Here is a 26023-nt window from a genome sequence, read left to right as displayed (position 1 = left end):
TATTTTTAGTGATACCTTATTAATAGTTTATTTTATTCGCATTAAAAAAGAGTTATTAAGATAACGCAATTCTACAGCTAAAGTACTAATAAGTAACCTTCGACTTATTCTTTAACTTTTTTTCCATAATAGGGTATAAATCATAGGTTGGATACATCTCTGATTTAAAAGCTTTCCATGCTGTTCTTTCAATAGCAAGGTTTACTGCTGATAATTTTGAAGCAGGCAGTTCCAAAACAACCATTTGACCAATTCCCATAACTACAAACCAATTAACTACAGAAACGCCTTCTGGCGGAAAATTTTCATAAAACCCTTGATCGGTTCTTATCTTTTCTATCTCATTTAAATTCATACTTTGATCATGTTTAAGAAAAACTGTTAACAACAATTTGTCTTCACCTTTTTCAGAACCGGTTTTTACATCAGTCGATTGCGAATAACCAATGAATTGTATTAAGAATAGCGCGAGTAATAGTGAGTATTTCATGTTTCGTGAATTTTAAATTAATTATATTTTTATTAAGTTAATACTTCTTGTTATGTTAGCAGATAAAAAGTATCTCGGAACTTCGACAATGGAATATTATTCCCTTTTCCCCCTATTAATTAAGGATATTTTTAAAAGAATTTTATCTAAAAATGATTCATTTAAATACCCATAAGTTTCAGAATTTTTTTTGGTAAATCGGTATTATCGAAATATTCTGAGAACTCTTCTTGACCTTTACCTATAACTCTAACAGGAACCGGTGTACCAGAATGATCACCAGAACCCCATCTTATTCCTGCCTTTTTATTCAAAATGTAGGCTGCTGTTTCTGCAATGGATTTTGTCTTAGTTTTACTTAAATAATCGGCATCTGCGTTTACTTCCTTATGTCCTTTAAACTGTTTGTTGTAGGCAGATTTTAATAAGGTCAATTCTTTATCATCTAAAGACAAACCGATATCCTTGTTTCCTAAGCCAAAATCTGCCTGTACTAACTCTAAAATAGTATTGAAAGAGACTTTTGGATCTGTATTTTTAAGTTCTGTCATTTTTCTTTTAAACTCTTGAACTGAAATTATTTGGTATTTCAACAATTCAGGATTTGTGACATAATTTATCCCAGTAGATAAGGCCCCTGTTTCATGGTCTGCAGTAACTATTATTAATGTTTCATCTGGTCGTTTTTTGTAAAACTCAAAAGCTTCTTTAATAGCATCATTAAAAGCAAGTACTTCATGCACCATAGATACACCATCGTTTCCATGACACGCCCAATCAATTTTACCGCCTTCTACCATCATAAAAAAACCTTTATCATTATCAATCACTTCAATCCCTTTTTTTGTAAAATCGGCAAGAGAAAGCGCGTCTTCTTTTTTATCAATAGCCCAGTAAAATTCTCCTGTAGGATACTTTTCAGGGTTTATGGCAATTATTTTTTCATCGCCATTTTTCAGTTTATTAAATTCCTCATGAGAGTCTGCTATGGTATAGCCCTTTTTAATAGCATTTTCAAATGAATCTGGTTGATCTCCTTTTTTTCCTTTAGGATGATGGAAGCCTCCTCCTCCAAAATAATCAATATTATAATTGGGTAGCTCCATGCTAATTTCGTAATACATATTACGAGAATCTTGATGTGCATAAAAGGAAGCAGGAGTAGCGTGATCTATCATTACACTAGACAATATACCTACTTTAAAACCTGCTTTTTTTACTTTTTGAGATATGTTTTCATACGCTATTTTTTTGTCAGGCGATTTTCCTATAATACCATTAGCCGTTTTAAATCCTGTTGACATTGCTGTTGCTGCTGAACAAGAGGTAGTAACATAAGAACTAGCTGAATAATTCGTCATATTCGAATTAACCGGAAAACTACTCATTAATAGTTTTTCAGTTTTAATCTCGTTGGGTTTTGCATTTAAATACATTTCGGTTGTATAAACTTGACTTACTCCCATACCATCTCCAATAAACAGAAATACATATTTTGCATTTTGTTTCGTTTGTCCATATCCAATAGCACAAAACAAGGCCATTGAAATTATCATCATATTTTTAATCATGTCTTATTTATTTTAAATTTATTTTTTTCTTAAACAAATGGTTTTCTAGTTAGGTAGTGTTTATTGTTTGTTGAGTTTTTTTGACTAAATATTTTAAAGTAAAGATATCATTAATTGAAATTTTTTGATAAAACTAAATAGTCATATTATAAAAAATTTAATGCATTGGTTTCTGCAAATAAGTGCTAAAAAGTTTGTGAAAAACCTATTTATTAGATGTCCAGTAAATACCACCAAAAATGTGATTCAAAAAGTTTCTGTCTTTAAACGATTCTGGTTTATGACCTAAAGCCGTGTAAAAGGATCTTCCACCTTCATATTCTTGATACCATGAAATGGGATGTTCCGATCCCATACCTTTTAACGGAATGTCATCATAACCCGCAGTAAAATCATAAGAAGCTTCATCAACAGTCATTAGAATATTTAGTTTATCTAAATTCATGTTTTCAAAATTATACCACTCATCACTACGAAGCCATTTTTTTGGCAGATGCCATGTTGCCGGAAAATCACTATTCTCAACGTTTACAATTGCTGCTTGTAATTTTGGATGATTCACAAATTTTGCCCCTACAAGACCATCAAACCAAGCATTATCGTTTTCGCCATCTGCAGTTCCGTGTATGCCAACAAAGCCTCCGCCTCGTTTCATAAATATTTTTAAAGCATCCATATGTTTTGACGTCAAAAAATTGGCATTGGCGTTCATAAATATGACAACATCATATTCTGGTAATTTAGTTATAAGATCATCTGGTCTTTGCGTCCAATCAAACTTAAACTGATTTTCTGCTGCCATTTCCTTAAATGCTTCAACAGCAACAGGAATGGTATTGTAATGCCAAGTATCATGTTGGGTAAACAATAAAACACGAAACTGGTCTTGCGCATTGGTTTTAATCATTGTAAAGAAAAATATAGTTAATAAAAGATACTTCATTGTAAAAGGTTTCATAATCAAACGTTTATTTTAATAATTCATAATAAATATATTCCCAAGCTAAACCAACACTATACATTGGTGGAAAACTATACTCTTCTACTTCAGATAAAATGTATTGAACTCCAGCTATTTCTTGATAGTTGAAAATATCCTTGAAATCTATTTTACCACTTTCGCCTAATTCTTTATAGTCTTTTACATGCCAACTAATAAATCGTTTAGGATAGGTTTTAAAATAATGAACAGGATTTACACCGCCCACTTGCATCCAATATACATCAGATTGAAAATAGACATATTCTGGGTTGGTGTTTTGAAGAAAATAATCATAAATGGTTACACCTTCTACCTTTAGAAATTCATCAGCATGATTATGATACACAAATTTAAGTCCGTTCTCTTTACATAGTTTTCCAACTTTATCATAATAATTACAATACTCTTGAAGTTCTTTAATCGTCTTGATGCCTTTTAATTTACTATTTGAAGTAGATAGATATGCTACACCCGCTTTTTTATGGTCTTGTATCGTTTTATTCCACCATGCATATATTGCGGCATCATCATTTTTATCTTCAGGATCGAAAAAAGTCATAGAACCCAAAAATTTCATACCTGCTTTTTCAACCATAGTCTTAAACTGCGTTGGACTTTGACCGTAAAAACTACCGTTTTTATATACAAAGGTCTCCACATAGCTATACCCCATTCTGCCTAACTGAATTAAGGTTTGTTCCGGGTTTTTAAGCATTTCTTTGTGAACAGAAACGAGCTGAATACCAATATTTTTGTCTTTAGGATTGTTTTTAATATATCTGGTTTTCCATAAACTCTTTTCATTAGTATCAAACCCTTCTAATATAACATCCGTATAATTTTGAAAGTTAAAATCAACCTTCATTGTTTTATTTCCATTAAGGTCTTTGTCTTGCATCGTCCATTTTTTTTCTGAAGCAAAACTTCCTTTTCCTGTGAAAAATGCGCCTTGTGCATTATGACCTGCAGCAAAAATAGTATCAGTAACACTATCATAACCAATAATTTCTTGAAGTATCGAATTGTATTGGTTGGCGCTGTCTTTTTGTAAAACTTTAACTGTGAGCGAATGATTATTGAAATTACTCAAACTACTCATTTTTATCTCAGGAAATTTTGCAACACTATCAGTGCTCGGATTCATAGCACTTACCCACTGACCAGAATATTGTCTTAGTCTCTCTTTTTGAGAAGTAATACTGTAGTTTTCTTGAGCAAAACCGATAAATGTCATTAGAAAAATAACTAAAAATATAACCTTTTTCATCTTTACTTATTTATTATTAAGGTGAATAAATAATGGCTTCTCCATTTCTTTTTTATAAGCCTCTAATACAAATGGATTTTTTTCGATACGTGCATCTTTCCAATCATGCCATGGAAAACCATTTCTGTTAGACCAATACTCCCAATCCCAATTGATGTAGCAAAATGCTTTTATTCCTGGGGTATCATGTAACATTCTAAAAAAAGGTTTGAACCATTTTCCCCAAGAAGTTTCACCATCTAAAACACCTACAAATCGTGGAGTACACTCGCCAATCATAACGGGTCTTTTATGAATATGCGCTGCATCAAAAAAGTTTTGTAAACCAATATGATCAAATTCTTCAGGACTAAAAATATCGATACCCCACCAATCTACATATTCATCACCAGGATAGTATTCCATCAACTTATCAAGACTTATAAAGTCTGCAGAGCCCCCACCTGAGCACCAAACCGTAGCCGATTTTATATTCTTTTCTTTAAATGCCTTTGAAATAGTGATGAACACTTTTTTAAAACTTTCAGGTGAATAGCCGTTCCAATCGCCTTCAAACTCATAACCAATTCTAGTAAAAGAGGGTCTGTCTAAATCTAAAAGCACTTTATAAAATGCTTGTAATTGTTTGTTATATTTTCCATCAGCGACTTCTTTATCCAAACCTGCTCCAGTATCCTTACCGCCAGTAAACCCTAAACCAATTTGAGGCATTATCCCTTTGGGCAAACTATCTAAAACCTGTTTTAAACTTTTTCCCCAACGCTCAATCCTTTTTACCGGTGAAGTTATATTAACATACGTCATATAAATTGCAGGCATTTTATCTTGTCCTACAGCATTTACATAATCGTGAAACCCATTTTTATCTTGACCAGCACCGTGATAAATTCCTTTTTCTGGTTCGTATTTAGCATTGTAATTAAAACGAGGTTTTACCTCTTGGCTAAATCCATTTTGCAAAAACAACAATAGAATAATTAAACTTAACTTACCTAAAAATAATGAACCTATTAATTTTATCATTTTTTAAAATTTTTTGTAAATAGCATTTAAAAATCAACATAAATATTAGCAATATTTGCCTTTTTTACGCACTAGTTTACAGATTACTATTAATTTATATTCTTGTTTTTAAACCAATGATAAACAGCTTTGTTTTTGCTTTTAATACCTGATGAAGTTGTGTACATTCCGTAAATAGTTCCTACAAATCCACCGGCTTGTTTGGTGCTTAAAAAACGAGCATCTACATTTTTATTTAAAACTTGCCAATCTGTATTATTTATTGAGTAGTAGAAATTGTAATATATTCCTTTTGCTTGAATCTTAAAAGATATTTTATCGCTCTCTTTTATTGATGTAAAGGCGATTTCTTCTGTTCCGTTTTCTGTTGATTTTAATAACTGAACAACAGGCATATTATCTTTTAAGCTTTTACATAAGTAATAATAATGCGTTTCATTTTGAAAAGCAATTAAGCCTGCTTTTTCATTCTCTGAAACTGGTTTAAAAGATAGGTTTGTAGTTACCTGACCTAATAGATGTTTTTGTCTATACCCAATAAAACTTGGGTTTGATGTCCCTGAAGTAGTTTCTGGACGAGTTTTTATTGTTAATTCTCCGTTTAAAAGTGAATACCATTTTTCTTTAGGAGTTCTTAAAAAAAGCCAATCAAACGCTAAAGTATCTGTATTAAATTCATCGATAAAATCGGCGTTAACAGACTGTACATTAGCAAGAGGTTTCTTTAATGTTATTTGATAGCGATCTTTTACAACATCTCCTTCCAAATCAAAAACTGGCCAATCATTTTTCCATTTTACAGGTGCCATAAAAGTTTCTCTACCAGTGTTAAAATAATTTTTATTATAAGGTCTACATCCTAAAAAAACGCCCCACCAATTACCATTGATATCTTTAATAATATCTGCGTGACCTGTTGACGTTATTGGATTTTGTCTATTAACGTCTAAATTTCGTTGCGTTAAAATCGGGTTATTTTTATAACTTTTATAAGGACCTAAAATATTTTCACTTCTAAACACAACTTCAGAATGCTCTTCTGCGGTACCACCTTCTGCAGCCATTACATAGTAAAACCCGTTTCTATTATAAATATGCGGACCTTCAATCCAAATAGGTTTGTCTTCTGGTTTTGCTCCTTTATTTATAATTATTTTAGCTTCACCAACTGTTTTTAGATTCTTAACATCTAATTCTATAATTTTAATAGTTCTGTGCCCATCATATTCTGGTGAATTATTAGGAGGATTACTATTAAAAACAACATACGTTTTATCATCTTTATCAAAAAAAATTGATGGATCTATACCTTCTACTTTTGGTAACCAAGTTGGGTTAGACCAAGGTCCGGCAGGATCTGAAGCGGAAATAATAAAATTATTTTTACCACCAACAATCGTGTTAATAATATAAAACACTCCATTATGATAAGAAATTGCAGGAGCAAAAACGCCTTGAGAAACTTCTAAACCTTCTAAATCTAATTGTTCTGCTCTGTTTAAAGCGTTTCCTATTTGTTTCCAGTTTACTAAATCATCACTTTTAAAAACAGGTATTCCTGGAAAATAAGCAAATGTTGAATTTATAAGGTAATAACTATCATCTACTTTACAAATACTTGGATCTGGATAAAAACCCTGTAAAATTGGGTTTGAAAATGTATTTAGCTGTTTTTTAACTGCTTTAATTTGTTCTTTTTTATTTGTACAGCCAATTACGGCAATTACAAATAACATTGCTATTGCACATTTTTTCATACGATATATTTTTACTCTTTTAAACCATCTAACACACCAAAATAGGCCGGCTTTGGTTGTAAATTATCATCATATATACACGGCCAATCTTTCAAATTAAAGAAGCCTTTAATCCAAGAATCTCTATCTGTAAAATCCCAAAACGTAATTCCAAATTGTTGCTCTCTAGGTACTATCTCTTTATACATTTTAATCAAATTTTTATACTTCTCGGCTTGCGCTTGTTTCATTTCATCGGTTAAAACGCTATAATTCTGAATACCACCTAACCGTTCATCATTATGAGTATTAAAAATAATATCAACTTCAGATAGATGAATTTGCAAACCTGTTTCCGCAGCTTTTTTTAATGCAAACGCTATAATTTCGTCAGGAATATCCATTCTTATGTGCATTTGAAAACCAATACCAGAAATTGGAACTCCTTTAGCTTTAAATTCGTTAACCATTTTTAATACAGCGTTTAACTTTACTGTATCTCTTTCAATATTAAAATCGTTATAAAATAATATAGCATCCGGGTCTGCTTCATGTGCATATTGAAATGCTTTTGCTATATAACTTTTGCCTAGTTTTTTAAACCAAAATGATTCTCTATAATTCGCTCCACTAGATTCAAAAGCTTCATTAACTACATCCCAAGCTGCTACTTTTCCTTTATATCTTCCTACGTAGGTTTTTATATACTGTTGCATAAAATCACCTAACCAAATACTATCTTTTTCACCTTTCTCCTCTACCCATTTTGGTGTAGAACTATGCCAAATTAAATTATGTCCAAATAACCTTTGATTGTGTTTTGTAGCGTACTGTAAAATGGTATCGGCAGTTTTCCAGTTATACTGATTTTCAACCGGCAAAATGGACTGCATTTTCATATCACTAGTGGCAGTAATACTATTAAAATTCTCAATTTGTAATTTTTGAAGCTTCGCATCATTTAATAACCTATTGATATTTATTGCCGTACCAATTGGAAAAGTTGCCTCATTTTTTAACCCTAATGCTTCCTTCTTTTCTTTTGAATTATTACACGCAATAACACTTGTAAAAATCACCAATATATAAGCTAGTTTTATAAGATTTTTTGTTTTCATCGTATGATATATAAAAAATTAACTGGTTATTATTCTAAAAAAAAAATCAGTTAAACTTCGCAGAAAAGTTTAACTGATTCTAAATTCAAATTACACTTAACAAATAACTTATTTATTGTAATCCTTCTAAAAAACCGAAATAAGCAGCTTTTTTATTATAATTTGAATCAAACAATAAAGGCCAATCTGCATTTCCCCAAAAATCTATCAGCCAAGATTCATTATCTCTTACTCCCCAAATTGTTAGGGCGAATTTATTTGCTAAAGGAATAGAATTGTATATTTGAACTACTTCTTTATATTTTGCTCTTTGTTCTTGAGCTCTATCATCTGTTAAAGTAGTTATATCCTTGTTTGGATTTGCTCTAATATCTAACTCAGCAAAGTGTAATTTTAAACCTCTAGATACAGTACCATCTGCCACTGCTTCAATATTAGATTTTGAAGGACCTTCATAAGAAATATGCATTTGAGCTCCAACACCATCAATTAAATCACCTAGCTCATCGACCATTTTAAACATTGCTGCTCTTTTTGTTGTACTAGAAGCCATGTTATAATCGTTATAAAAAAGCAATACATCTGGATCTGCGTCTCTTGCAAATTGAAAACATTTTTTAATATAGTCATCACCCATTTTTTGTCTAAAAACAGAATTTCTAAGTGGATGACCTGATCCATCTTCAAAAGCTTCATTTACCACATCCCAAGAACGAACTTTACCTTTGAATCTTGTTAAAGTGGTTGTAATATAATCTTTCACCATTGCTTCAAATTCAGCATTGGTTCCTGCAAAATTTTCAACCCAAGAAGGTGTTGCATTGTGCCAAATTAATGCATGTCCGTGAACATTCATACCATTTGCTTGCGCAAAATCTACCATAGCATCTGCTGCACTAAAATCGTAGTTTCCTTGCGATGGATACATCACATTCATTTTCATCTCATATTCTGAAGTTATATTATTAAACTCCTTTTTTAAGATTTCTGTATGTTTCCCTCCTGCTTTTACCCAAGATGCTCTAGTGATTGTACCAACTGAAAAAGTAGTTGCTGCGTCTTTTAAACTTATATTACTTGTTGAGCCACATAATCCATCTGGACAAACTCCATTTTCATCAACCCTAATTGTTTGAGTTGCTATTGTTGTAAGTCCATCATAAATAACATAGTATTTCACAATATATTCTCCTGCATCATTATATCTCACCCCAGCAATACCTGCGTTATCACTTACAATTCCACCTCCTAAACCATAGTCCCAAAAACTTTGATATTCAACGGAACTTTCTGTAGTACTTTGTAAAACTGCTACATAAGGATCTGCTGTTGAAACTGTATAACTAAAAGAAGCTTTAACTGAAATTGGTGTTTCACCTTCAGCCCCCATGATACTCTCATCCTCTTCTGAACAAGAGAATAAGAATAGCGTTGAGATTAATAATATTATTAATTTATTTATTTTCATAAAATCTATATTTCGTTAATTAAGGTTTTACTATTATTTTTTTTCTACTTTTAAATCATCAATAATGAATGTACCTGCTGATGCACCCATATCTAAAGATATATTTGTATTTGCTTCATTCGCTACAAAAGTCCAAGTATATTTTGCCCAATCTGCAGTAATTGTATAGTCAGGTCCATATTTTGCCGTTGCATCTGGTTTTGTTGAATAACGAATTACAGCAGGGTCTCCTTTTGCCCATAAAGTAACTTCATATTCTGCATCTATTTCTGTTTCTATGGCATCACTTACAAATTGTACACTCCAAGGATCTCCAGCTGCAGAGTTTGATACTTTAACGGCTCTAGCACCTGATAAAACATCACTTGTTTCTTCAACAATAAAATCTCCTCCATTGTATTTTCCCCAATTTGTAAAATCATTACCAGAACCATCTTCAAAACCACCGTTTAAAATTAAACTAGTATCAGAAGGAAGTGCTGGTGCTGTGTCTCCTTTTACAACTTCAATAACATCTATTACAAATGTACCTGCAGATTTACCCATATCTAAAGAGATATTAGTAGCTGCTTCATTTGCAGTAATTGTCCAAGTGTATTGTTGCCATTCTGATGTTAATGTATAATCTGGCCCATATTGAGCAGATGCATCTGGTTTTGTTGAAAAACGAACTACTTCTCCATTTCCTTTACCCCAAAACGAAACAGTATATTGTTCTCCTACTACTGTTTCAATAGCGTCACTTACAAATTGAACACTCCAAGGATCTGCATCTGCAGAATTTGATATTGTAGCTGCTCTACCTCCTATAAGTGCATCTGTTGTAGCAAAAATATTATCGCCTCCATTATATGCGCTCCAGTTTGTAAAGTCATCACCATCACCTTCAGCTAAATAACCGTTTAATAGTAAATTTTCTGGATTTGTTACGATTACTTCCGCTACTGGTACAATTACATCAATAGTTTGAGACGTTTGTAAAGCATCTCCTACACTAACCATGGTAAGTGTTACAAATTTGCTTCCAGACTCTTTGTATTTATATTCTACAGCACCTGCTTTATCAGCTACTTTATTTCCAGCAACTTCAAACTCCCAATAACTATAAAAATCCTCTTTATTTGGCGTTGTATTTTCAAAAGAATAAACACCTGGATTTTCAGCAGATTCTGTTACTGTAAATGTTGGTTGCGTTAATGCAGCAACATCATCATCGTTATTTGTACATGAACAAAAAGCCATGAACAAACATAATAAACCTAATATTTTATATTTTTTCATAATTGTATTTTTATTATAATTATTTTAATCCTGTAAAATAAAATTGCAAGTTGCTATAAATGCTTTCTTCCTTACAACCAAATACTCTACAATCTACTTTATAAACAACTAACTTTAAATAGTTTAATAACAGTGTGCCTTGTTACACACCATTATTAAAACTAAACTTAATTTACATGAACTCAAGTATTAAAAACCTGGGTTTTGATCTTCTGAATTAATATTAATATTTGAACTAATTTCAGCATCTGGTATTGGCCATAATTCATTTTTACCTACTTGAAAATTAGTACCTGCTAATTCAGTAGCTGCAATACCCCATCTAAGCATATCATCAAATCTTACTTGTTCTCCTGCAAGCTCTACTTTACGTTCATGAACAATAGCGTTAAATACAGCATCTTTAGATAAACTTACATCTAAATCAGCTAATCCTGCTCTTGTTCTTACTTTATTTATATAACCAATTGCTGATGCTTGAGAACCAACTTCATTTTCACATTCTGCCATCATTAATAACACATCTGAATAACGAAGTACTTTCACGTTAATTCCAGATTCTCCATTTTCTGAAGGTTGTTTGTAATAATTTTGGTATTTTTTCCAAGCTGCGGGTCTAATATTACCTCCGTTTTCAGCAAAATCCGATTCAACAAACGTATTATCTCCATTGTTATAGGTGTCTCCTGCTACGTAAAAACTACCAGCAAATCTTTTATCTCCTGCTTCAAACTCAGCCACTAAATCGTCTGATGGATACACATTAAACCAATCTAAAACTCCATAATCTTGCCCTCTCTTAGTTGCATTAATTGGACCTGTACCATTAACTGGAGACCACCAGAATTGTTCAGTTCCTAAAGCGATATCGTATTCAACTTCAAAAATTGATTCTACACCATGCTCTGTTTCTTCCATAAAATTATCATAGTAATTTGTTTCAAGAGCGTAACCAGATAATTTATTAAACTCTGCTAAAGCTAAACCATAAGATTCTTGGTATAAATACACTTTTCCTAACAAAGCTTGCGCTGCTCCTTTTGTTGCTCTACCCGTAGTTTCTGCACTTTTATCATATAGATTAGTAGCCGCATATTTTAAATCGTCTATAATTAATTCAAGCACTGCAGCTTTTGTGCTTCTTGGTTGGCCTTCTACATTGTCGGTTCCATCTCCTAAATAAATAGGAACTCCTCCAAAACGATTTACTAAAAGCGAGTAATAATATGCTCTTAAAAAACGTGCTTCACCAATAAATTTTGCTTTTTTAGCTGCGGTTAATGTACCCTCTGGCAATGCATTAATTTTTTCAGAATTAGAAATTACAAAATTTGCTTTGTTAATTCCTCTAAAACATCCATCCCAATAATCTTTAATAGAAGGAAGACTTGAATCAAAAGAAAAATCTGCAAAGGTTACTTTATCTCCTTCTTGTTGTCCGTTGCCAGAATTTTCGTGAGACATGTTGTCCATCATGTAAAATACTAATCTACCATACAATCCGAATGGTTGTAAATTTGCATACGCTGCATTTACTGATGATTCTACTTGATTTTCAGTAGAGAAAAAAGTATCTGGCGATAATGTACTTGGGTTTGATAGTTCTAAATCATCTTCAGAACAAGAGTTTATTGTAAAAACTCCTAAAAACGCTATAATTATTAATATATATTTTTTCATAATTGTTTAATTTTTAAAATGAAACTTGAACTCCTAACAAAATAGATTTAGGTTGTGGATAATTACCTCTATCAATTCCATATTCACCACCTCCAATTTCTGGATCTAAACCAGAATAATCACTTATAGTTAGTAAGTTGGTACCACTAACATACACACGTAATTTTGAAAAATATTTTTCAAACATTTCACTTGGCAACGTATACCCTAAAGAAACATTTTTTAACCTGGTGTATGATCCATCTTCTACAAAACGATCTGAAATTCCGTTATTTTGAGGTGCTCCTAAAATTCTAGGCTCTGTACCTGTTGGGTTTGCTGCAGACCATTTATTATTGTAATAAGATTGACTTACATTAAATAATCTATTTGATCCACCTACTAAATCGAATGTATTTGTATTAAAAATTTCGTTTCCTGCAACACCTGTAATGAATAGACTCATATCAAAGTTTTTATATTTAGCGTCTAAATTTAAACCATATGTTACATCTGGAAATGGATTACCAATAATAGTTCTATCATCAGAATTAATAGTTCCATCACCATTTAAATCTTTAAAACGAATATCACCTGGCTTCACAATAACTTGATTTGGGTTTGCGGTAAACACTGCATTTACCTCATCTTGATTTTGGTAAATTCCATCAGATTCTAAACCATAAAAATGAAATAATGGTTCTCCTACAATTGTACGTGTAACATCTGCTCCACCTAATTTGTACTGAGACCCTGTAATTTCATCTCTAGCTCCTAAACTTAATACTTCGTTTTTTGAAGTTCCTAAATTTAAGTTTGCAGACCAAGTAAAGTCTCCATCATAATCATTAAATCCTAATACTAATTCAAAACCTTTAGTTTCTACAGAACCAGCATTTACAGGTAAAACACCCGCATTAATACCACTTGATAATACAGTAGGTATATTAATTAATAAATTATCACTAGTATTTTGATAGTACTCTAAAGAGGCTGTAAATTTTTCATTAAATAAACCTGCGTCTAAACCAATATTTATAATTTCTTTGCTTTCCCATTGTAAATCTTGATTTGAACCTCCGTCGGCTGTTACACCAATTGCGTTTTCACCACCTATAGGATATTCAAAATTCTGAACTAGAGAAGGTGCATATGCATAATTATTAATAGCATCACTACCTACAGTACCGTAACTTCCTCTTAATTTTAAGTTACTGAAGTGAGAATCTTGCATAAAAGATTCTTTTGCAATATTCCAACCAGCAGATGCTGAGTAAAAGTTAGCCCAACGTTTGTTTGATCCAAATCTTGCTGAAGCATCACGTCTATAAGATGCAGATGCAATGTATTTACCATCATAATTGTAATTGATACGCCCTAAGTATCCAATTTTATTTAATTCTGAAGAACCTGAACTAACACTTGAGTCTTCATTAGAAATTTGATTTACTTCATCTGTAACAGCATTTCTACTACTAGCATTTAGATTTTTATTCTGACCTTGATATTTTTCAACCAATAGTAATGCTTCAATATTATGTTTATCAGCAATAGTTGTATTGTAGGTTAAACTATTATCAAATATAATTGTTTGACCACTACCTGTATTACGTGTAATTGCTGCGTAGTTTTGAGCGTGTGTTGTACTTCCTTCTACACTATCATCACTGTATGAAGGTTTAAAACTACTATTATCGTATGTGTAATAATCTAAACCTACTTGAGATTTAAATTTTAATCCATCCATAATTTCTACTTCTGCATACACATTACCTATAATTCCTAATGATTTATTTATTGCATTACCAATTGTTTGAGCTCGTATTGGGTTTACAGCATCTTGTCCATCTGCTGATGAAGAAGGCCCTTGAAAACCACCTAAGTTACTTGCATTATATACAGATAAATAAGGAGCCGATTTAATGGCGTGCTCTATAAGTGATCTACCTTCTTCATCTCTTTCAGGGTTTTGTTTTCCGAAAGAAATAGACATAGATTCTCCTACTTTAACTTTCCCAAATTTAGCACTACTATTTGCTCTAAAAGAATATCTTTCATAACCTGAATCAATTATAGTTCCTTCTTGTTTTAAATATTCACCAGAAAAAAGATGTGTTGAATTTTCTGTACCTCCAGAATAACTTAAATTATAATCTTGAATTATACCTACTCTAAAGATTTCATCTTGCCAATTTGTATTGGTTTTGTAAGTAGATAAAGGTCTATTAGGAAACACACCTAATTCACCTGCATATTTTAAATAATCTATGGTTTCTAATACATCATATCTTTGTGTTACTGTTTGAAAACCGGTATATGTATTAAAACTTAATTTTCCTTTTCCATTTTTACCTTGTTTTGTAGTAACAACCACTACACCATTAGATCCTTGTGCTCCATAGACCGCTGTAGTAGAAGCATCTTTTAATACAGAAACTGACTCTATATCATTAGGACTAATACCAGACAAGTTTCCTACAATAACACCATCAATTACATATAATGGACTATTATTACCCACTGAACCTAACCCTCTAATTAATACAGATGGTGAAGATCCTGGAGAACCACTATTAGTAATTGTAAGACCAGCTGCTCTACCTTGTAAAGCAGATTCTGCATTTGTTACTGGTAATGTAGAAATATCTTCAGACTTCACCGTAGCTATTGCACCTGTTACTGTTGTTCTACTTTGTTTTCCATAACCTACAATAACGATTTCGTCAAGACTTTCTGATGATTCCATTAGAACAACATCAATTTTTGTACTTGTACCTACAAGAACTGTTTTACCTGTCATACCAATGTAAGAAAAGACTAACTCATCTGTAGGCAAAATATTGTCAATCTTAAATAGACCGTCAAAATCTGTTTGTACACCTTTTTGTGTACCCTTTATAACTACACTAACTCCTGGTAATAATTCTCCTGTATTATCTTTCACAGAACCGCTAACGGTCTTGGATTGCGAAAACATACTCTGAGAACATATCATAACCAATGCTATGATTGCGATTTTCATTTTTATCATTTTGAGTAATTTTAATTAATTGAATTTGTTTGTTTTTACTTATTTATTGAATTTGAACTTTTGTAATTAAAACGTTATCTTCTGGTGTAACCGACTTATCTGGTTGTTTACCACCAATACTTATATTTATTATACCAGATTCTATTACTTTTTTTCCTTCTTCAGATACTCTTGCATATTTTGTAGACGGAATTTTAAATGTTACTGTTTTAGTTTCGTTCGGTTTTACAAGTACTTTCTTAAAATCTACCAAACTTCTTATTGGATTGTTTTTAATGGTATCATTCTCATGCGTAACATAACATTGTACAACTTCTTTTCCTGAATATTTGCTGTTATTTTTTACATCAACAGAAATAACGATATCCTCATTCTTTGCAATCTTATTTGATATTTTTAAATTTGAATACTCGAATTTAGCATAACTTAAACCATGACCAAAAGGAAATAGTGGTTCTCCTTTAAAGTATTTATAAGTTCTGTTTTCCATGTCGTAATTTTTAAAATCGGGAAGGTCTTTTACAGACTTATAAAAAGTGACTGGTAATTTTCCTGACGGATTATAATCACCAAAAAGAATATCTGCAATTGCATTACCTCCAAATTCACCAGGATACCATGCTTCTAGAATTGCAGGAATATTTTCTGCAGTCCAATTAATAGCCAAAGCACTTCCGTTCATTAAAACAACTACTGTTGGTTTACCCAACATCTGAATCTTTTTAACCAATTCTAATTGTGTTTTTGGTAATGTAATTTTAGATCTATCTCCTTTATCAAAACCCTCTATAACTACAGGCATTTCTTCTCCCTCTACTTCTGGCGATAATCCTAAACAAAGAATTACAACTTCAGATTTTTTTGCAGCTTCTATTGCTGGCGATAATAAGTCTTCATTTAATTTTGCCCAAACTAAATGTGCTTGAGGGTCTGAAAGTGTATTGCTATATTCTATTCTTATTTTAAAAGCTTCTTTCGCTTTTAATTTTGCATCAAAATATTCTAATTTTGGCTCATAATCTGCACTGTATTCAAACTTTAAAGAATCATTGATATAAAGCTTTGCATAGCTACTTGCTTTTAAACCAATTCTATATTCTCCAGCTTCTTCTGGCACAATTTCTCCTGACCATCTTACTGAAAAATCATCAGATTTTAAATCTTTTATAGGTCTAACAGGTGTCCAAATAAAGTTTACAGTTGCATCACTTTTTATAAATACAGGTTCTCCTTCTAAATTACTGTTGTTGTAATATTCCGCTTTAAGACCTGCACCTTTTTCATTTTTTAAAACCTCTTTAGGAATTTCTTTTAAGGTTGGCCATTCTTTTGCAATGTATGAACCTAAAGCATAATTAATAGTTGTGTTTGGCAATTTCTCTTGCAATCCTTTTAACGGTGTAATAAAGTTATTTGGTGTTCCATGATAATTACCTAACAACGCTTGTTTAGAATCTGCATTCGGACCAATTACCGCTATCGATTTAATACTCTTACTTAAAGGCAAAATATTATTATCATTTTTTAACAACACCATAGATTCTTTGGCAATTTGTTCAGACAATTTGTAATGTTTCTCACTTGCAACAACATCGTATGGTATTTTAGACCATTCAACATCCTTCTGATCATCAAACATACCTAACTTAAAACGAGCTGTAAACAATCTGATTAAAGCAACATCTAGTTGTTTTTCATCTATTAATTCTTTTAAAACTGCCTCATTTAAATTAGGGTCATAAACACTACCACAATTTAAATCTGTACCACTCATTACAGCTAAAGCACCAGCTTCTTCAGGTGTTTCTACAACTGCATGTTTATCTTCTTCCCAAAAATCATTTATTGCCCAACAGTCGGAAACTACATAACCACTAAAACCCCAATCTTCTCTTAATATTTTTTGAAGTAACATTTCACTTCCACAACAAGGTTTACCATTATATCTATTATATGCACACATTACAGAATGGACTTTAGCCTCTTTAACAGCAGCTTCAAAAGCAGGTAAATAGGTTTCGTATAAATCTTTTTTAGTTGTTACATAATTATCTTGATGTCTCGATTTTTCTGGACCACTATGAACAGCAAAATGTTTTGCAGTAGCAACAACTTTTAAATACTTTTCGTTATCACCTTGTAAACCTTTTATATAGTTTACTCCTATTCTACTTGTTAAATAAGGATCTTCTCCATACGTTTCTTGTCCTCTTCCCCAACGTGGATCTCTAAAAATATTAATGTTCGGAGTCCAGAAAGTTAGACCTTGCCCCATTCTTCTTTGTCCTTTACTAATAAATTGATGATATTTTGCTCTAGCTTCATCAGAAACAACAGTTCCCATATTAAAAATTAAGTCTGGGTTCCAGGTTGCTCCCATTCCTATTGCTTGCGGAAAAACAGTTGCTTCACCAGCTCTTGCAACTCCATGCAAACATTCGTTCCACCAATTATATTCTGGCACACCTAATCTTTCTATTGCAGGTGCATCATATCTCATTTGAGATATTTTTTCTTTCAATGTCATTAAACTAATTAAATCTACTACTCTTTCTTCTGTTGATAAAGATTGATTTTGAAATTTAAATTCAGTCTCTTTTTTACTGCATGAGAAAACAAGAAATAACGAAATGAAGCAGATTTTAAATGCAACATTAGATTTTAGTTTATTGATATTTATTTTACTTTTATTCAAGGTTATTAATTAAAGATTAAAACTAGTAACAGTATTAAAACACCTACGATTAAGATTTCTATAATGATATTTCGTATTGGATATTTTTTCTGCATAATTAACTCATACTACTATCCAAATATAGAAAGTTGTTGCACTTTTGAGTAAAAAAAAGAATGCATTAGATGTTAATTTTGGCTCTTTTTAAGGTAAAATAGTACAAATACACTATCTCTATTAGCTTTTGGTAGCTAATTTTACATTCAAGAAATAAAAAGGGAAAGAGTTATTACTTTTCTTTGATAACAACCTCGGTTGGAAGTTTTCCAAAATGTGCTTTGAAACATTTTGTAAAATAAGATGCAGAAGAGAAACCTACTTTAAAACCAACTTCGCTTATAAATGCAGAACCCGTTTCTAATATTTGATATGCTCTTTCTAATCTAATTCTTCTTAACAGTTCGTTTGGAGTTTGTCCTGTTAGAGATTTTATTTTTCTGTATGATTGACTTTTACTTAGGTTTAATTCATTAGCCAATTCCTCTACACTTAAACTAGAATTGCTAATGTTTTCTCCTATATATGCCAAAACTTTATTAATAAACTCTTTGTCTATAGAGGTAGCATTCGTGTTCTCTTTTGCGCCACTAACTTCACTAAAGTATTTATCAAAAATTAATTTTCTACTGGTAATTAATTGATTTAGTCTTAAAGTAAGCAAACGCATATCAAATGGTTTGGTCATATAAGCATCAGAACCGTGTTCAATCCCTTCAATACGATCATCAATTCTTGCCTTTGCAGTAAGCATTAACAAAGGAATATGACTTGTTTTAATATCTGTTTTAATACGTCTACAAAACTCAAAACCATCCATTTCTGGCATAATAACATCTGTTAGAATAACATCTGGAAAAGATTTTTCAGCAATCTTTAAACCTTCCACACCATTAATAGCCGATAAAACCTTGTATGTTTTACTTAATTCCGTTTTTAAATAATTTCTTAACTCTGTATTATCTTCTACAACTAAAATAGTATATTTTTTAGAGGCTATTTTTTCGATTTCTTCATTTTCTTCTGTTCCTGAAATTTTATTTTCTGGAATAAAGTTTATTTCTTTTTTAGGAAGATCTGCCTCTAATTTAAAACTCTTAATTTCATCTGCAGAAAAATGTTCTTTCCCTTTTGGTAAAATTATTCTAAACGTAGTTCCTTCATTTATTTTACTTGTTACTTCAATCTTACCTTTGTGTAAATTAACAAAACTACTAACTACTTCCAGTCCAATACCTGTACCACCATAGTAAGTTTTATTAAGACTTTCTACTTGATAAAATCTTTCAAATATTTTATCTACCTGATCTTCCTCAAGCCCTTTTCCTGTATCAGATATTACAATTTCTACTACTTTTACTGCTTTGGTTGATGAAATTAGTGGTAAAATATAGTCTTCATCATTGTCTATTAAATTTACATTAATCACTCCATTATCTGGAGTTACTTTCATTGCATTTGACAAAATATTGAAGATAATTTTTTCGAGCATATTTTGATCTGCCCATGTTTTTATCAACGACATTTCTGTATCTAAAGTCAAAAATATATTTCTATTTGCAGCTTCTTCTTTAAAGAACAGCACAATATTCTTGGTAAAATCTACCAAATTTAATTCTGATGCTCTTACTTTTAATTTATCAAATTCTAACTTTCTTAAATCCATTAGCTCATTTATAAGCCTAAATAACCTATCAGAATTTCTATAAATAGTACTATGTTTAGATTTAACTTTTTCTGGTAAGTTTAAAGTTTCATCCCTCATCATATCCTTTAAAGGATTTAATATCAACGTTAAAGGAGTTCTAAATTCGTGAGAAATATTTGTAAAAAACTGTAACTTCTTTTTATTTAAATCCTCTTGTTGAAGTCTTTGAGTTCTCTCGTTTTTAATGAGTTCTTTTTCTTTTAACCTATTTTGTGTTATTTTATTTAAAAGGTAAACTCCTAACCCAAAAAGTAGCGCATAAATAATCAAAGCCAAGTTAGATTTCCACCAAGGTGGTAAGATTGTTATTTTTAATTCTAATGGTTTTTCGTTCCAAAGACCATCATTATTTGCTGCCTTTAATTTAAAAATGTAGTCTCCGTAATCTAAATTGGTATAAGTAGCACTTCTTTGATTGCCTACATAATTCCAAGATTTTTCTAAACCTTCTAAATAATAAGCATATTGATTTTTCTCTGGTCTTGTATAATTAATCCCTGTATAATTTATAGTAAATACAGACTGTTTATGATTAAACTCTATACTTGAAGTTTCTGTAATGGTTTTTGTAAGTGGCGAGTTTTCTTCATTAGGAACCACGTCTTTGTTAAATATTTTTAACCCAGTTAAATATAGAGAAGGTACGCTAGAATTTGTACTTAAGTCTTTTGGGTTAAAAAAATCTACTCCTTTATAATTTCCAAAATAAAGTTTTCCTTCTTCATCTTTTAATACTGCATTAAAATTAAAATCATCAGACAACAAACCATCATTCATGGTATAATTAACAACTTCATTTGTTTTTAAATCTAGTTTTGTAATTCCCGAATTTCCACTTACCCAAATATCCCCTTTATTATCTTCAATGATACTTGCAATATTTTCTTCATTTAGACCAGAAAACTTATTAAACCATTTAAATTCGTCTGTTTTTTTATCATACCTACACAATCCAGCACCTCTTGTACCAATCCAAAGATAATTATCTGTACTTTCATATAAAGATAATATATGTGTTGAACTTCTTTGATTATTGTTAGAATTAGCCATTGGCTTCACAAAAGATTTTACACTTAATACGCCTTGATTATTGTTTATCTTAAAAAGGCCAATAGTTGTTCCTAACCAAATAGCGCCATCACTATCTACCAATATTTTTCTAACATCACTTGTATTTATACCATATTTTGAAAATTCTTGTGAATTATGGTGTGTTAAAACATGTGTCTTTGGATTAAAACTACATACACCTGTGTAAAAAGTCCCTATCCAAATAATACCGTCTTTATCTTCTGCAAAACTTAAAATGGCATTAGATAATAATTTTCCATTTGAGTTTTCGATATTAATATTTGTAATATTTTTAAATCCATCTTTTAAGACGTAAATCCCATTATCCCAACTTCCTGCCCAAATATTCTTTTTACTATCAATAAAAATAGTTTGAATGTGATTACTTGTAAGTCCTGAATATGTTTTATCATTAGCTTTATTGATATGGTCTATTTTAGAGGTTTTGATGTCAAAAACATCAATACCACCACCATCCATCGTTATCCATAATTTATCATTGGCATCTTTTACTATACCAGTAACTGAACCGATTTGCAAAGAATTCGGGTTATTTTCTAAGCTTTCTATGTTATCGAATTTATCAAATAAATGATCACTAACAACAACACCACTATTGTAATATCCCATCCATATTCGCTGATTATTATCAACAAATAATGACCAAATTGAATTTGAACGAATACTATTTTTGTCTTTTTTATTATAGCGATAGTTTTTTATTAAAACTCCGTTAGAACCCATGTGAAAAAGACCATCATTTTCGGAACCAAACAAAAAGGTTTTATCGGCTAATTCCACTAAAGATAATATGCGTTTTTCAGTTATCGGAAATTGTGAGAAACTAACAATATTATTGTCTTTAAGTTGATACTTAAAAACACCTTTTGTGTAGCTTCCCGCCCATAAATTATTGTTAGTATCTACCAACAAAGTTTGAATAGGTATCTCAAAATTTAAAATAGTAGCACCCTCTATTTTTTTTGGTTTTAAAATTACAGCGTTTAGTGTATCTAGTATTCTTAACCCTAAACTTGTACCAAGAAATATTGTACCATTTTTATCCTTTTGTATACTATTTATAGCAGGTTTACTAGCATCTTTACAAGCTATTCTTTGTATTTTATTGGTTTTTAGATTAAGCTTAAATAAACCATTTAACCTTGTACCAATGTAAAGGTTACCTCTACATTCTAGAATACTCAAAACAGATATATTAGCATTCTCTAATAGACCAACAGATATTTTTTTAAACAGATCTAAATCTCTATCGTAAAGATTTAAACCATCTTCTGTACCAATCCAAAGATTATTATTTTTATCTAAATAGGAAGAAAACACCAGGTCACTACTTATAGATGTTGCATCTTCTTGCTTAAATTTATAAGAAGTATAATCAAGACCATCAAACTTATACAAACCAGCCCCATTGGTTCCTATCCAAATAAAACCGTAATTATCTTGAATAATGGTATAAATACCAACTTTAGAAATCCCCTCTTTTATCGTTTCAAAATTAAAATTTTGCGTTTTATTTTGTGCCTCAATAGGTGCACAAAACAATGTGCATAAAGACAAAATAAAAGTAAGACACCATTTAAGTTGCATAATTTGGGATTTTAATTAGGACTAAAATTACTGTTTTTTGTTAGAATAAAACGATCCATCTTAAAACCATCTTCTCTCATAGAAAAAGACAGCACGTATTCTCCTGATTTATCAAAGTTTAAATAAATTGTTTTTTTTTCACCACAATGATTATCGGGCATTCTTTGTGCAGAAGACCAAGTCCATTCATTTTTACCATCGCACCATTGTATTCTGGCTCCACTTTCTTGCCAATTTTCATTAAAACCAACATGTACCCCATTATCTTCTGTACCTGTAGAAAGTGCATTGACCCAAATATAATATTTTCCTGGATTATTTATTATTATTTTATAAGAAATAACACCTCCAGTACCAGAAACTGGAAAGAAATTTTCACCTAAAATAAGTGTATCTTCATGTGTAACCCTTGTATCTGGTAATGCTTGGATATAGCTATTTTTATGAGCAGATTTACTATAGTTTGTTGCACTTATTTTATCATCTAAAGATCTTACAACCCAATTTCTCTTGGTGCTATTATTACTCTTATAATGATAATTTTCTGCTTCAATTTCTAACATTCCGTCTTTTTCTTCAAAAGGTTTTGTATCTGCTAATATTTTTAGCAACGAATAATCTTTAGGCGTAAAAGTGATAGAATTCCATCTCCCTCTAGACCAAGCCGTTTCATTTCCTTCAGGAATTAAACCATTGGTCACTGCTTTAGAGGTTATTTCGATGATATCATTTACATGTAAAAAAACAGCATTAACCTGATGTCTAATACTTTTAAAAGACTCAGAAACTCTAGCGTTTTTAATAGTATCTAAAGTAGTCCCATTAATTTTAATAACATATTCAGATTCTCCATCATTTTCTGCAGTGGTTACAAAAGTAAAATTATAAACACCTGTAACTCCTTTAAATTTAGCAATTGCAGTTGCAAACTTGTTTCTATTATTTTCTTCGGATGCATTAATTGCCAATACGTTGTTTGGAAAATCCTTGTAATAAGACAAACCATCCTTTTCTAATAAATCGAAATCTTGAATAGCATTTAAACTGATAATTTTTTGTTCCTTTTCTTGAGAACTTTCTTTTTCCTTTTTGGTTGATTTAATAAGTGCAACCCAATCTTTATCTTTATTTGGTGGAAAACCAATAGATTTTTCACCTCCACCTGTAATTTTTTTAACAGTACCATTTACCAATTCTCCTCCAGTTCTTGGGTTATACCATTTAATAATGTACTCTTTTGTTGAACCAAATAAATTAATTTTAGTTTCTTTTACCTCTGGTACATAAATAGCATACGTGTTATCATTTTCTGCAAAAACATAATCGTCTAAATTATCTGTTAAACCATCTGCAGCATGCATTTTATCAAAAGGCAAGTACTTATTAAAAAAGTTTAATGCATATTTTGTTTGATTCCAAACGTTTTCTCTAGACCTCCAATCTTCACAATTTAAATCGTTATGCGCAAATTTATAACCAAAATACCATTCTACTCCGGCACCACCAGCCATAAAATTCCCCCATAAAACTTCCTTTCTTATAGCATCATGATTTGGATCATCTGCATCTGGTTTTGCTCCTGCATCCGCAGGCCCAATTTCATCTTGAGAAACCACCCAGTTTTTCCCTGTTAATTGAGATTCATTCACCCATTTTTTTGTGATATTATGAATTAAATTAGGGTTTGCTGTTTGCATAGAAGGCCCATCTAAATACTCATATCCTAATAAAGGCTCTAAATACAAATCTTGCTCTTTTGGTATAGAGTGTGTATGTAAAGCCACAAAATTATGATAAGGATCATGTGTTTTAATATACTTCGCCATTGCTTTTCTATCAGCATCGTTTTGTCCTTTTGGAGACCAATGAACAGGTCCATTTTCTTCACCTAAATTCCAAGTAATTGCTAAGTGATGTGCAAATCTTGCAATTAACTCTCTGTAATATAATTTACGTTGCGTTTTTAACTCGCCAATATCTAATAGTAATTCGTTTTCTGTTTCTTGCGTAACAATATGCAACATTAAACCTAAATTATCCATGTGATCAAAGACAATTTCCCATTGATCTAGTTTACTTGTATCAAAACGAGTTCGGTCATTTTTAGTAGCCCAAGGCCAAACATCATCTCCATCTCCTTGTACATTCATTGTTAAAAAAAAGACAGAATTCATTCCTGTAGAAGCCAAATAATTGAGTGCTCCAATAATATTTTTCCCTTTTCCGTTTTGCCAAGTTGGGTCTCCTTTTGTCCAATCTTTAAAATGCGGTTGATATTTATGAGTTGCTGGTGTTTCATCAAATTCATAATATGCCAAAAAGGTTTCTGGACTATTTGCACCACCTTTTAAAAATGGTTTATTAGATTCAGAATATTGTAAATAACGTTCGTTCTTGTAAACTAATCTTCCTTCCGTTCTATTTTTACTTTCTTTGATTATAAAACTTCCAGAAGTCCCGTCAAAACCAACCGATTCTCCAGTTTTTTCATCATCATTTATGGCTATTTCATTTCCTTTTTTAAAAGAAGCTTTGTAGGTCCATTTTCCAATTTTATTGGGCATAAAACGCACCTGCCAAACAACACCTTTTATAGAACTTGTTTCAGCAGCATTTCCGTCTGTAGCAAAAAAACCAGGAATCGTTATTTCTTCATTTCCATTTTTAAAAGTAACATTTAACCTATAATTTAAGAATGGATTGTCTTCATCGTTTTCACTAAATTCTTCATAATTAAAATGAATGGTTATTTTGTTCCATTTCTCTAATTTTCCTTCAATTTTTCCTTGAGAAAATAAAGTGAAATTAAAAATGAGTAGTAAAAAATAGAGACTAAAGCTTCTTTTATTTATGGCCATAAAATTTTGAGTTGATAGAACTTATTAAAAGAATAAAAATACGCTTAAACATAATATATAGATAACAAAAATCGTGCATGAAGTGTTATAGATTGATCAAAAAGTACTATTGACTTAGAATGTACGAGAATTTTACTGTAATTATTATTGCATAAAAAAAAGGTAAACTCTAAATAGAATTTACCTTTTTCTCTTCTTTATAACAATAATTCCAATACTAATTTCCCTTCTTATAATCAGCTAAAAATTGTGCCAATCCACTATCTGTTAATGGATGTTTTAACAATCCTGTAATAGATGATAAAGGTCCAGTCATTACATCAGATCCTAATTTTGCACAGTTAATAACATGCATTGTATTACGTACAGAGGCTGCTAAAATTTGTGATTTAAATCCGTAGTTATCATAAATTAATCTCAT

15 protein-coding genes are annotated in these 26023 nt (G+C 31.1%); all 15 read right to left on the bottom strand.

What is annotated here, in order from left to right; all coding sequences use genetic code 11:
• Positions 1-85: 85 nt before the first annotated feature.
• Positions 86-490, bottom strand: a complete 405-nt coding sequence (locus MPF19_RS15020) for a hypothetical protein (RefSeq protein WP_203394774.1) — start codon at positions 488-490, stop codon at positions 86-88.
• Between the two features lie 161 nt (positions 491-651).
• A complete protein-coding gene (locus MPF19_RS15015; RefSeq protein ID WP_203394775.1) occupies positions 652-2049 on the bottom strand; it encodes an alkaline phosphatase in 1398 nt (465 codons plus the stop codon).
• A gap of 217 nt (positions 2050-2266) precedes the next feature.
• Positions 2267-3004, bottom strand: a complete 738-nt coding sequence (locus MPF19_RS15010; RefSeq protein ID WP_249988923.1) for a ThuA domain-containing protein — start codon at positions 3002-3004, stop codon at positions 2267-2269.
• A 25-nt stretch (positions 3005-3029) separates the two neighbouring features.
• On the bottom strand, positions 3030-4310 hold the full coding sequence (locus MPF19_RS15005; RefSeq protein ID WP_249988921.1) for a sugar phosphate isomerase/epimerase family protein: 1281 nt from the start codon (positions 4308-4310) through the stop codon (positions 3030-3032).
• Between the two features lie 6 nt (positions 4311-4316).
• Positions 4317-5333 (bottom strand): glycosyl hydrolase, encoded by a 1017-nt coding sequence (locus MPF19_RS15000; RefSeq protein ID WP_203394778.1) that lies wholly within the window; start codon positions 5331-5333, stop codon positions 4317-4319.
• Positions 5334-5422: 89 nt separating this feature from the next.
• Positions 5423-7090, bottom strand: a complete 1668-nt coding sequence (locus tag MPF19_RS14995) for a glycoside hydrolase family 43 protein (RefSeq protein ID WP_249988919.1) — start codon at positions 7088-7090, stop codon at positions 5423-5425.
• Between the two features lie 11 nt (positions 7091-7101).
• Positions 7102-8187 carry an endo-1,4-beta-xylanase gene (locus tag MPF19_RS14990; RefSeq protein WP_249988918.1) on the bottom strand — a complete coding sequence of 362 codons (1086 nt, stop codon included), beginning with the start codon at positions 8185-8187 and terminating at the stop codon, positions 7102-7104.
• Between the two features lie 112 nt (positions 8188-8299).
• Positions 8300-9655 carry an endo-1,4-beta-xylanase gene (locus MPF19_RS14985; RefSeq protein ID WP_249988917.1) on the bottom strand — a complete coding sequence of 452 codons (1356 nt, stop codon included), beginning with the start codon at positions 9653-9655 and terminating at the stop codon, positions 8300-8302.
• A gap of 33 nt (positions 9656-9688) precedes the next feature.
• Positions 9689-10936 carry a carbohydrate binding domain-containing protein gene (locus tag MPF19_RS14980; RefSeq protein WP_249988915.1) on the bottom strand — a complete coding sequence of 416 codons (1248 nt, stop codon included), beginning with the start codon at positions 10934-10936 and terminating at the stop codon, positions 9689-9691.
• A gap of 189 nt (positions 10937-11125) precedes the next feature.
• Positions 11126-12616 carry a RagB/SusD family nutrient uptake outer membrane protein gene (locus MPF19_RS14975; RefSeq protein WP_249988914.1) on the bottom strand — a complete coding sequence of 497 codons (1491 nt, stop codon included), beginning with the start codon at positions 12614-12616 and terminating at the stop codon, positions 11126-11128.
• A 13-nt stretch (positions 12617-12629) separates the two neighbouring features.
• Positions 12630-15617: a SusC/RagA family TonB-linked outer membrane protein gene (locus tag MPF19_RS14970; protein WP_249988912.1), complete on the bottom strand. Its 2988-nt coding sequence runs from the start codon at positions 15615-15617 to the stop codon at positions 12630-12632.
• A gap of 52 nt (positions 15618-15669) precedes the next feature.
• The gene (locus MPF19_RS14965; RefSeq protein ID WP_249988911.1) at positions 15670-18321 is read right to left on the bottom strand and encodes a glycoside hydrolase family 3 protein; all 2652 of its coding nucleotides are present in this window, start codon (positions 18319-18321) and stop codon (positions 15670-15672) included.
• 268 nt (positions 18322-18589) lie between these two features.
• Positions 18590-22744 (bottom strand): hybrid sensor histidine kinase/response regulator transcription factor, encoded by a 4155-nt coding sequence (locus MPF19_RS14960; RefSeq protein ID WP_249988910.1) that lies wholly within the window; start codon positions 22742-22744, stop codon positions 18590-18592.
• Positions 22745-22755: 11 nt separating this feature from the next.
• Positions 22756-25602, bottom strand: coding sequence for a DUF5060 domain-containing protein (locus MPF19_RS14955; RefSeq protein WP_249988908.1), 2847 nt, complete (start codon positions 25600-25602; stop codon positions 22756-22758).
• A gap of 217 nt (positions 25603-25819) precedes the next feature.
• Positions 25820-26023, bottom strand: a 204-nt coding sequence (locus MPF19_RS14950; protein ID WP_284041543.1) for a transaldolase family protein, incomplete at its 5' end; no start/stop codon positions are given.

The sequence above is a fragment of the Polaribacter sp. Z014 genome (assembly GCF_023555435.1).
Lineage (GTDB): Bacteria > Bacteroidota > Bacteroidia > Flavobacteriales > Flavobacteriaceae > Polaribacter.
The sequence above is the reverse complement of the archived record's forward strand: the minus strand, read 5'-3'. Positions and strand labels throughout refer to the sequence as shown.

Excerpts from the sequence above, each read along its gene's own strand:
- MPF19_RS14975 (WP_249988914.1), bottom strand. The coding sequence starts at position 12,616 with ATGAAAAAATATATATTAATAATTATAGCGTTTTTAGGAGTTTTTACA.
- MPF19_RS15020 (WP_203394774.1), bottom strand. The coding sequence starts at position 490 with ATGAAATACTCACTATTACTCGCGCTATTCTTAATACAATTCATTGGT.
- MPF19_RS14985 (WP_249988917.1), bottom strand. The coding sequence starts at position 9,655 with ATGAAAATAAATAAATTAATAATATTATTAATCTCAACGCTATTCTTA.
- MPF19_RS14960 (WP_249988910.1), bottom strand. The coding sequence starts at position 22,744 with ATGCAACTTAAATGGTGTCTTACTTTTATTTTGTCTTTATGCACATTG.
- MPF19_RS14970 (WP_249988912.1), bottom strand. The coding sequence starts at position 15,617 with ATGAAAATCGCAATCATAGCATTGGTTATGATATGTTCTCAGAGTATG.
- MPF19_RS14955 (WP_249988908.1), bottom strand. The coding sequence starts at position 25,602 with ATGGCCATAAATAAAAGAAGCTTTAGTCTCTATTTTTTACTACTCATT.
- MPF19_RS14995 (WP_249988919.1), bottom strand. The coding sequence starts at position 7,090 with ATGAAAAAATGTGCAATAGCAATGTTATTTGTAATTGCCGTAATTGGC.
- MPF19_RS15005 (WP_249988921.1), bottom strand. The coding sequence starts at position 4,310 with ATGAAAAAGGTTATATTTTTAGTTATTTTTCTAATGACATTTATCGGT.
- MPF19_RS14980 (WP_249988915.1), bottom strand. The coding sequence starts at position 10,936 with ATGAAAAAATATAAAATATTAGGTTTATTATGTTTGTTCATGGCTTTT.
- MPF19_RS15015 (WP_203394775.1), bottom strand. The coding sequence starts at position 2,049 with ATGATGATAATTTCAATGGCCTTGTTTTGTGCTATTGGATATGGACAA.
- MPF19_RS14990 (WP_249988918.1), bottom strand. The coding sequence starts at position 8,187 with ATGAAAACAAAAAATCTTATAAAACTAGCTTATATATTGGTGATTTTT.
- MPF19_RS15010 (WP_249988923.1), bottom strand. The coding sequence starts at position 3,004 with ATGAAGTATCTTTTATTAACTATATTTTTCTTTACAATGATTAAAACC.
- MPF19_RS15000 (WP_203394778.1), bottom strand. The coding sequence starts at position 5,333 with ATGATAAAATTAATAGGTTCATTATTTTTAGGTAAGTTAAGTTTAATT.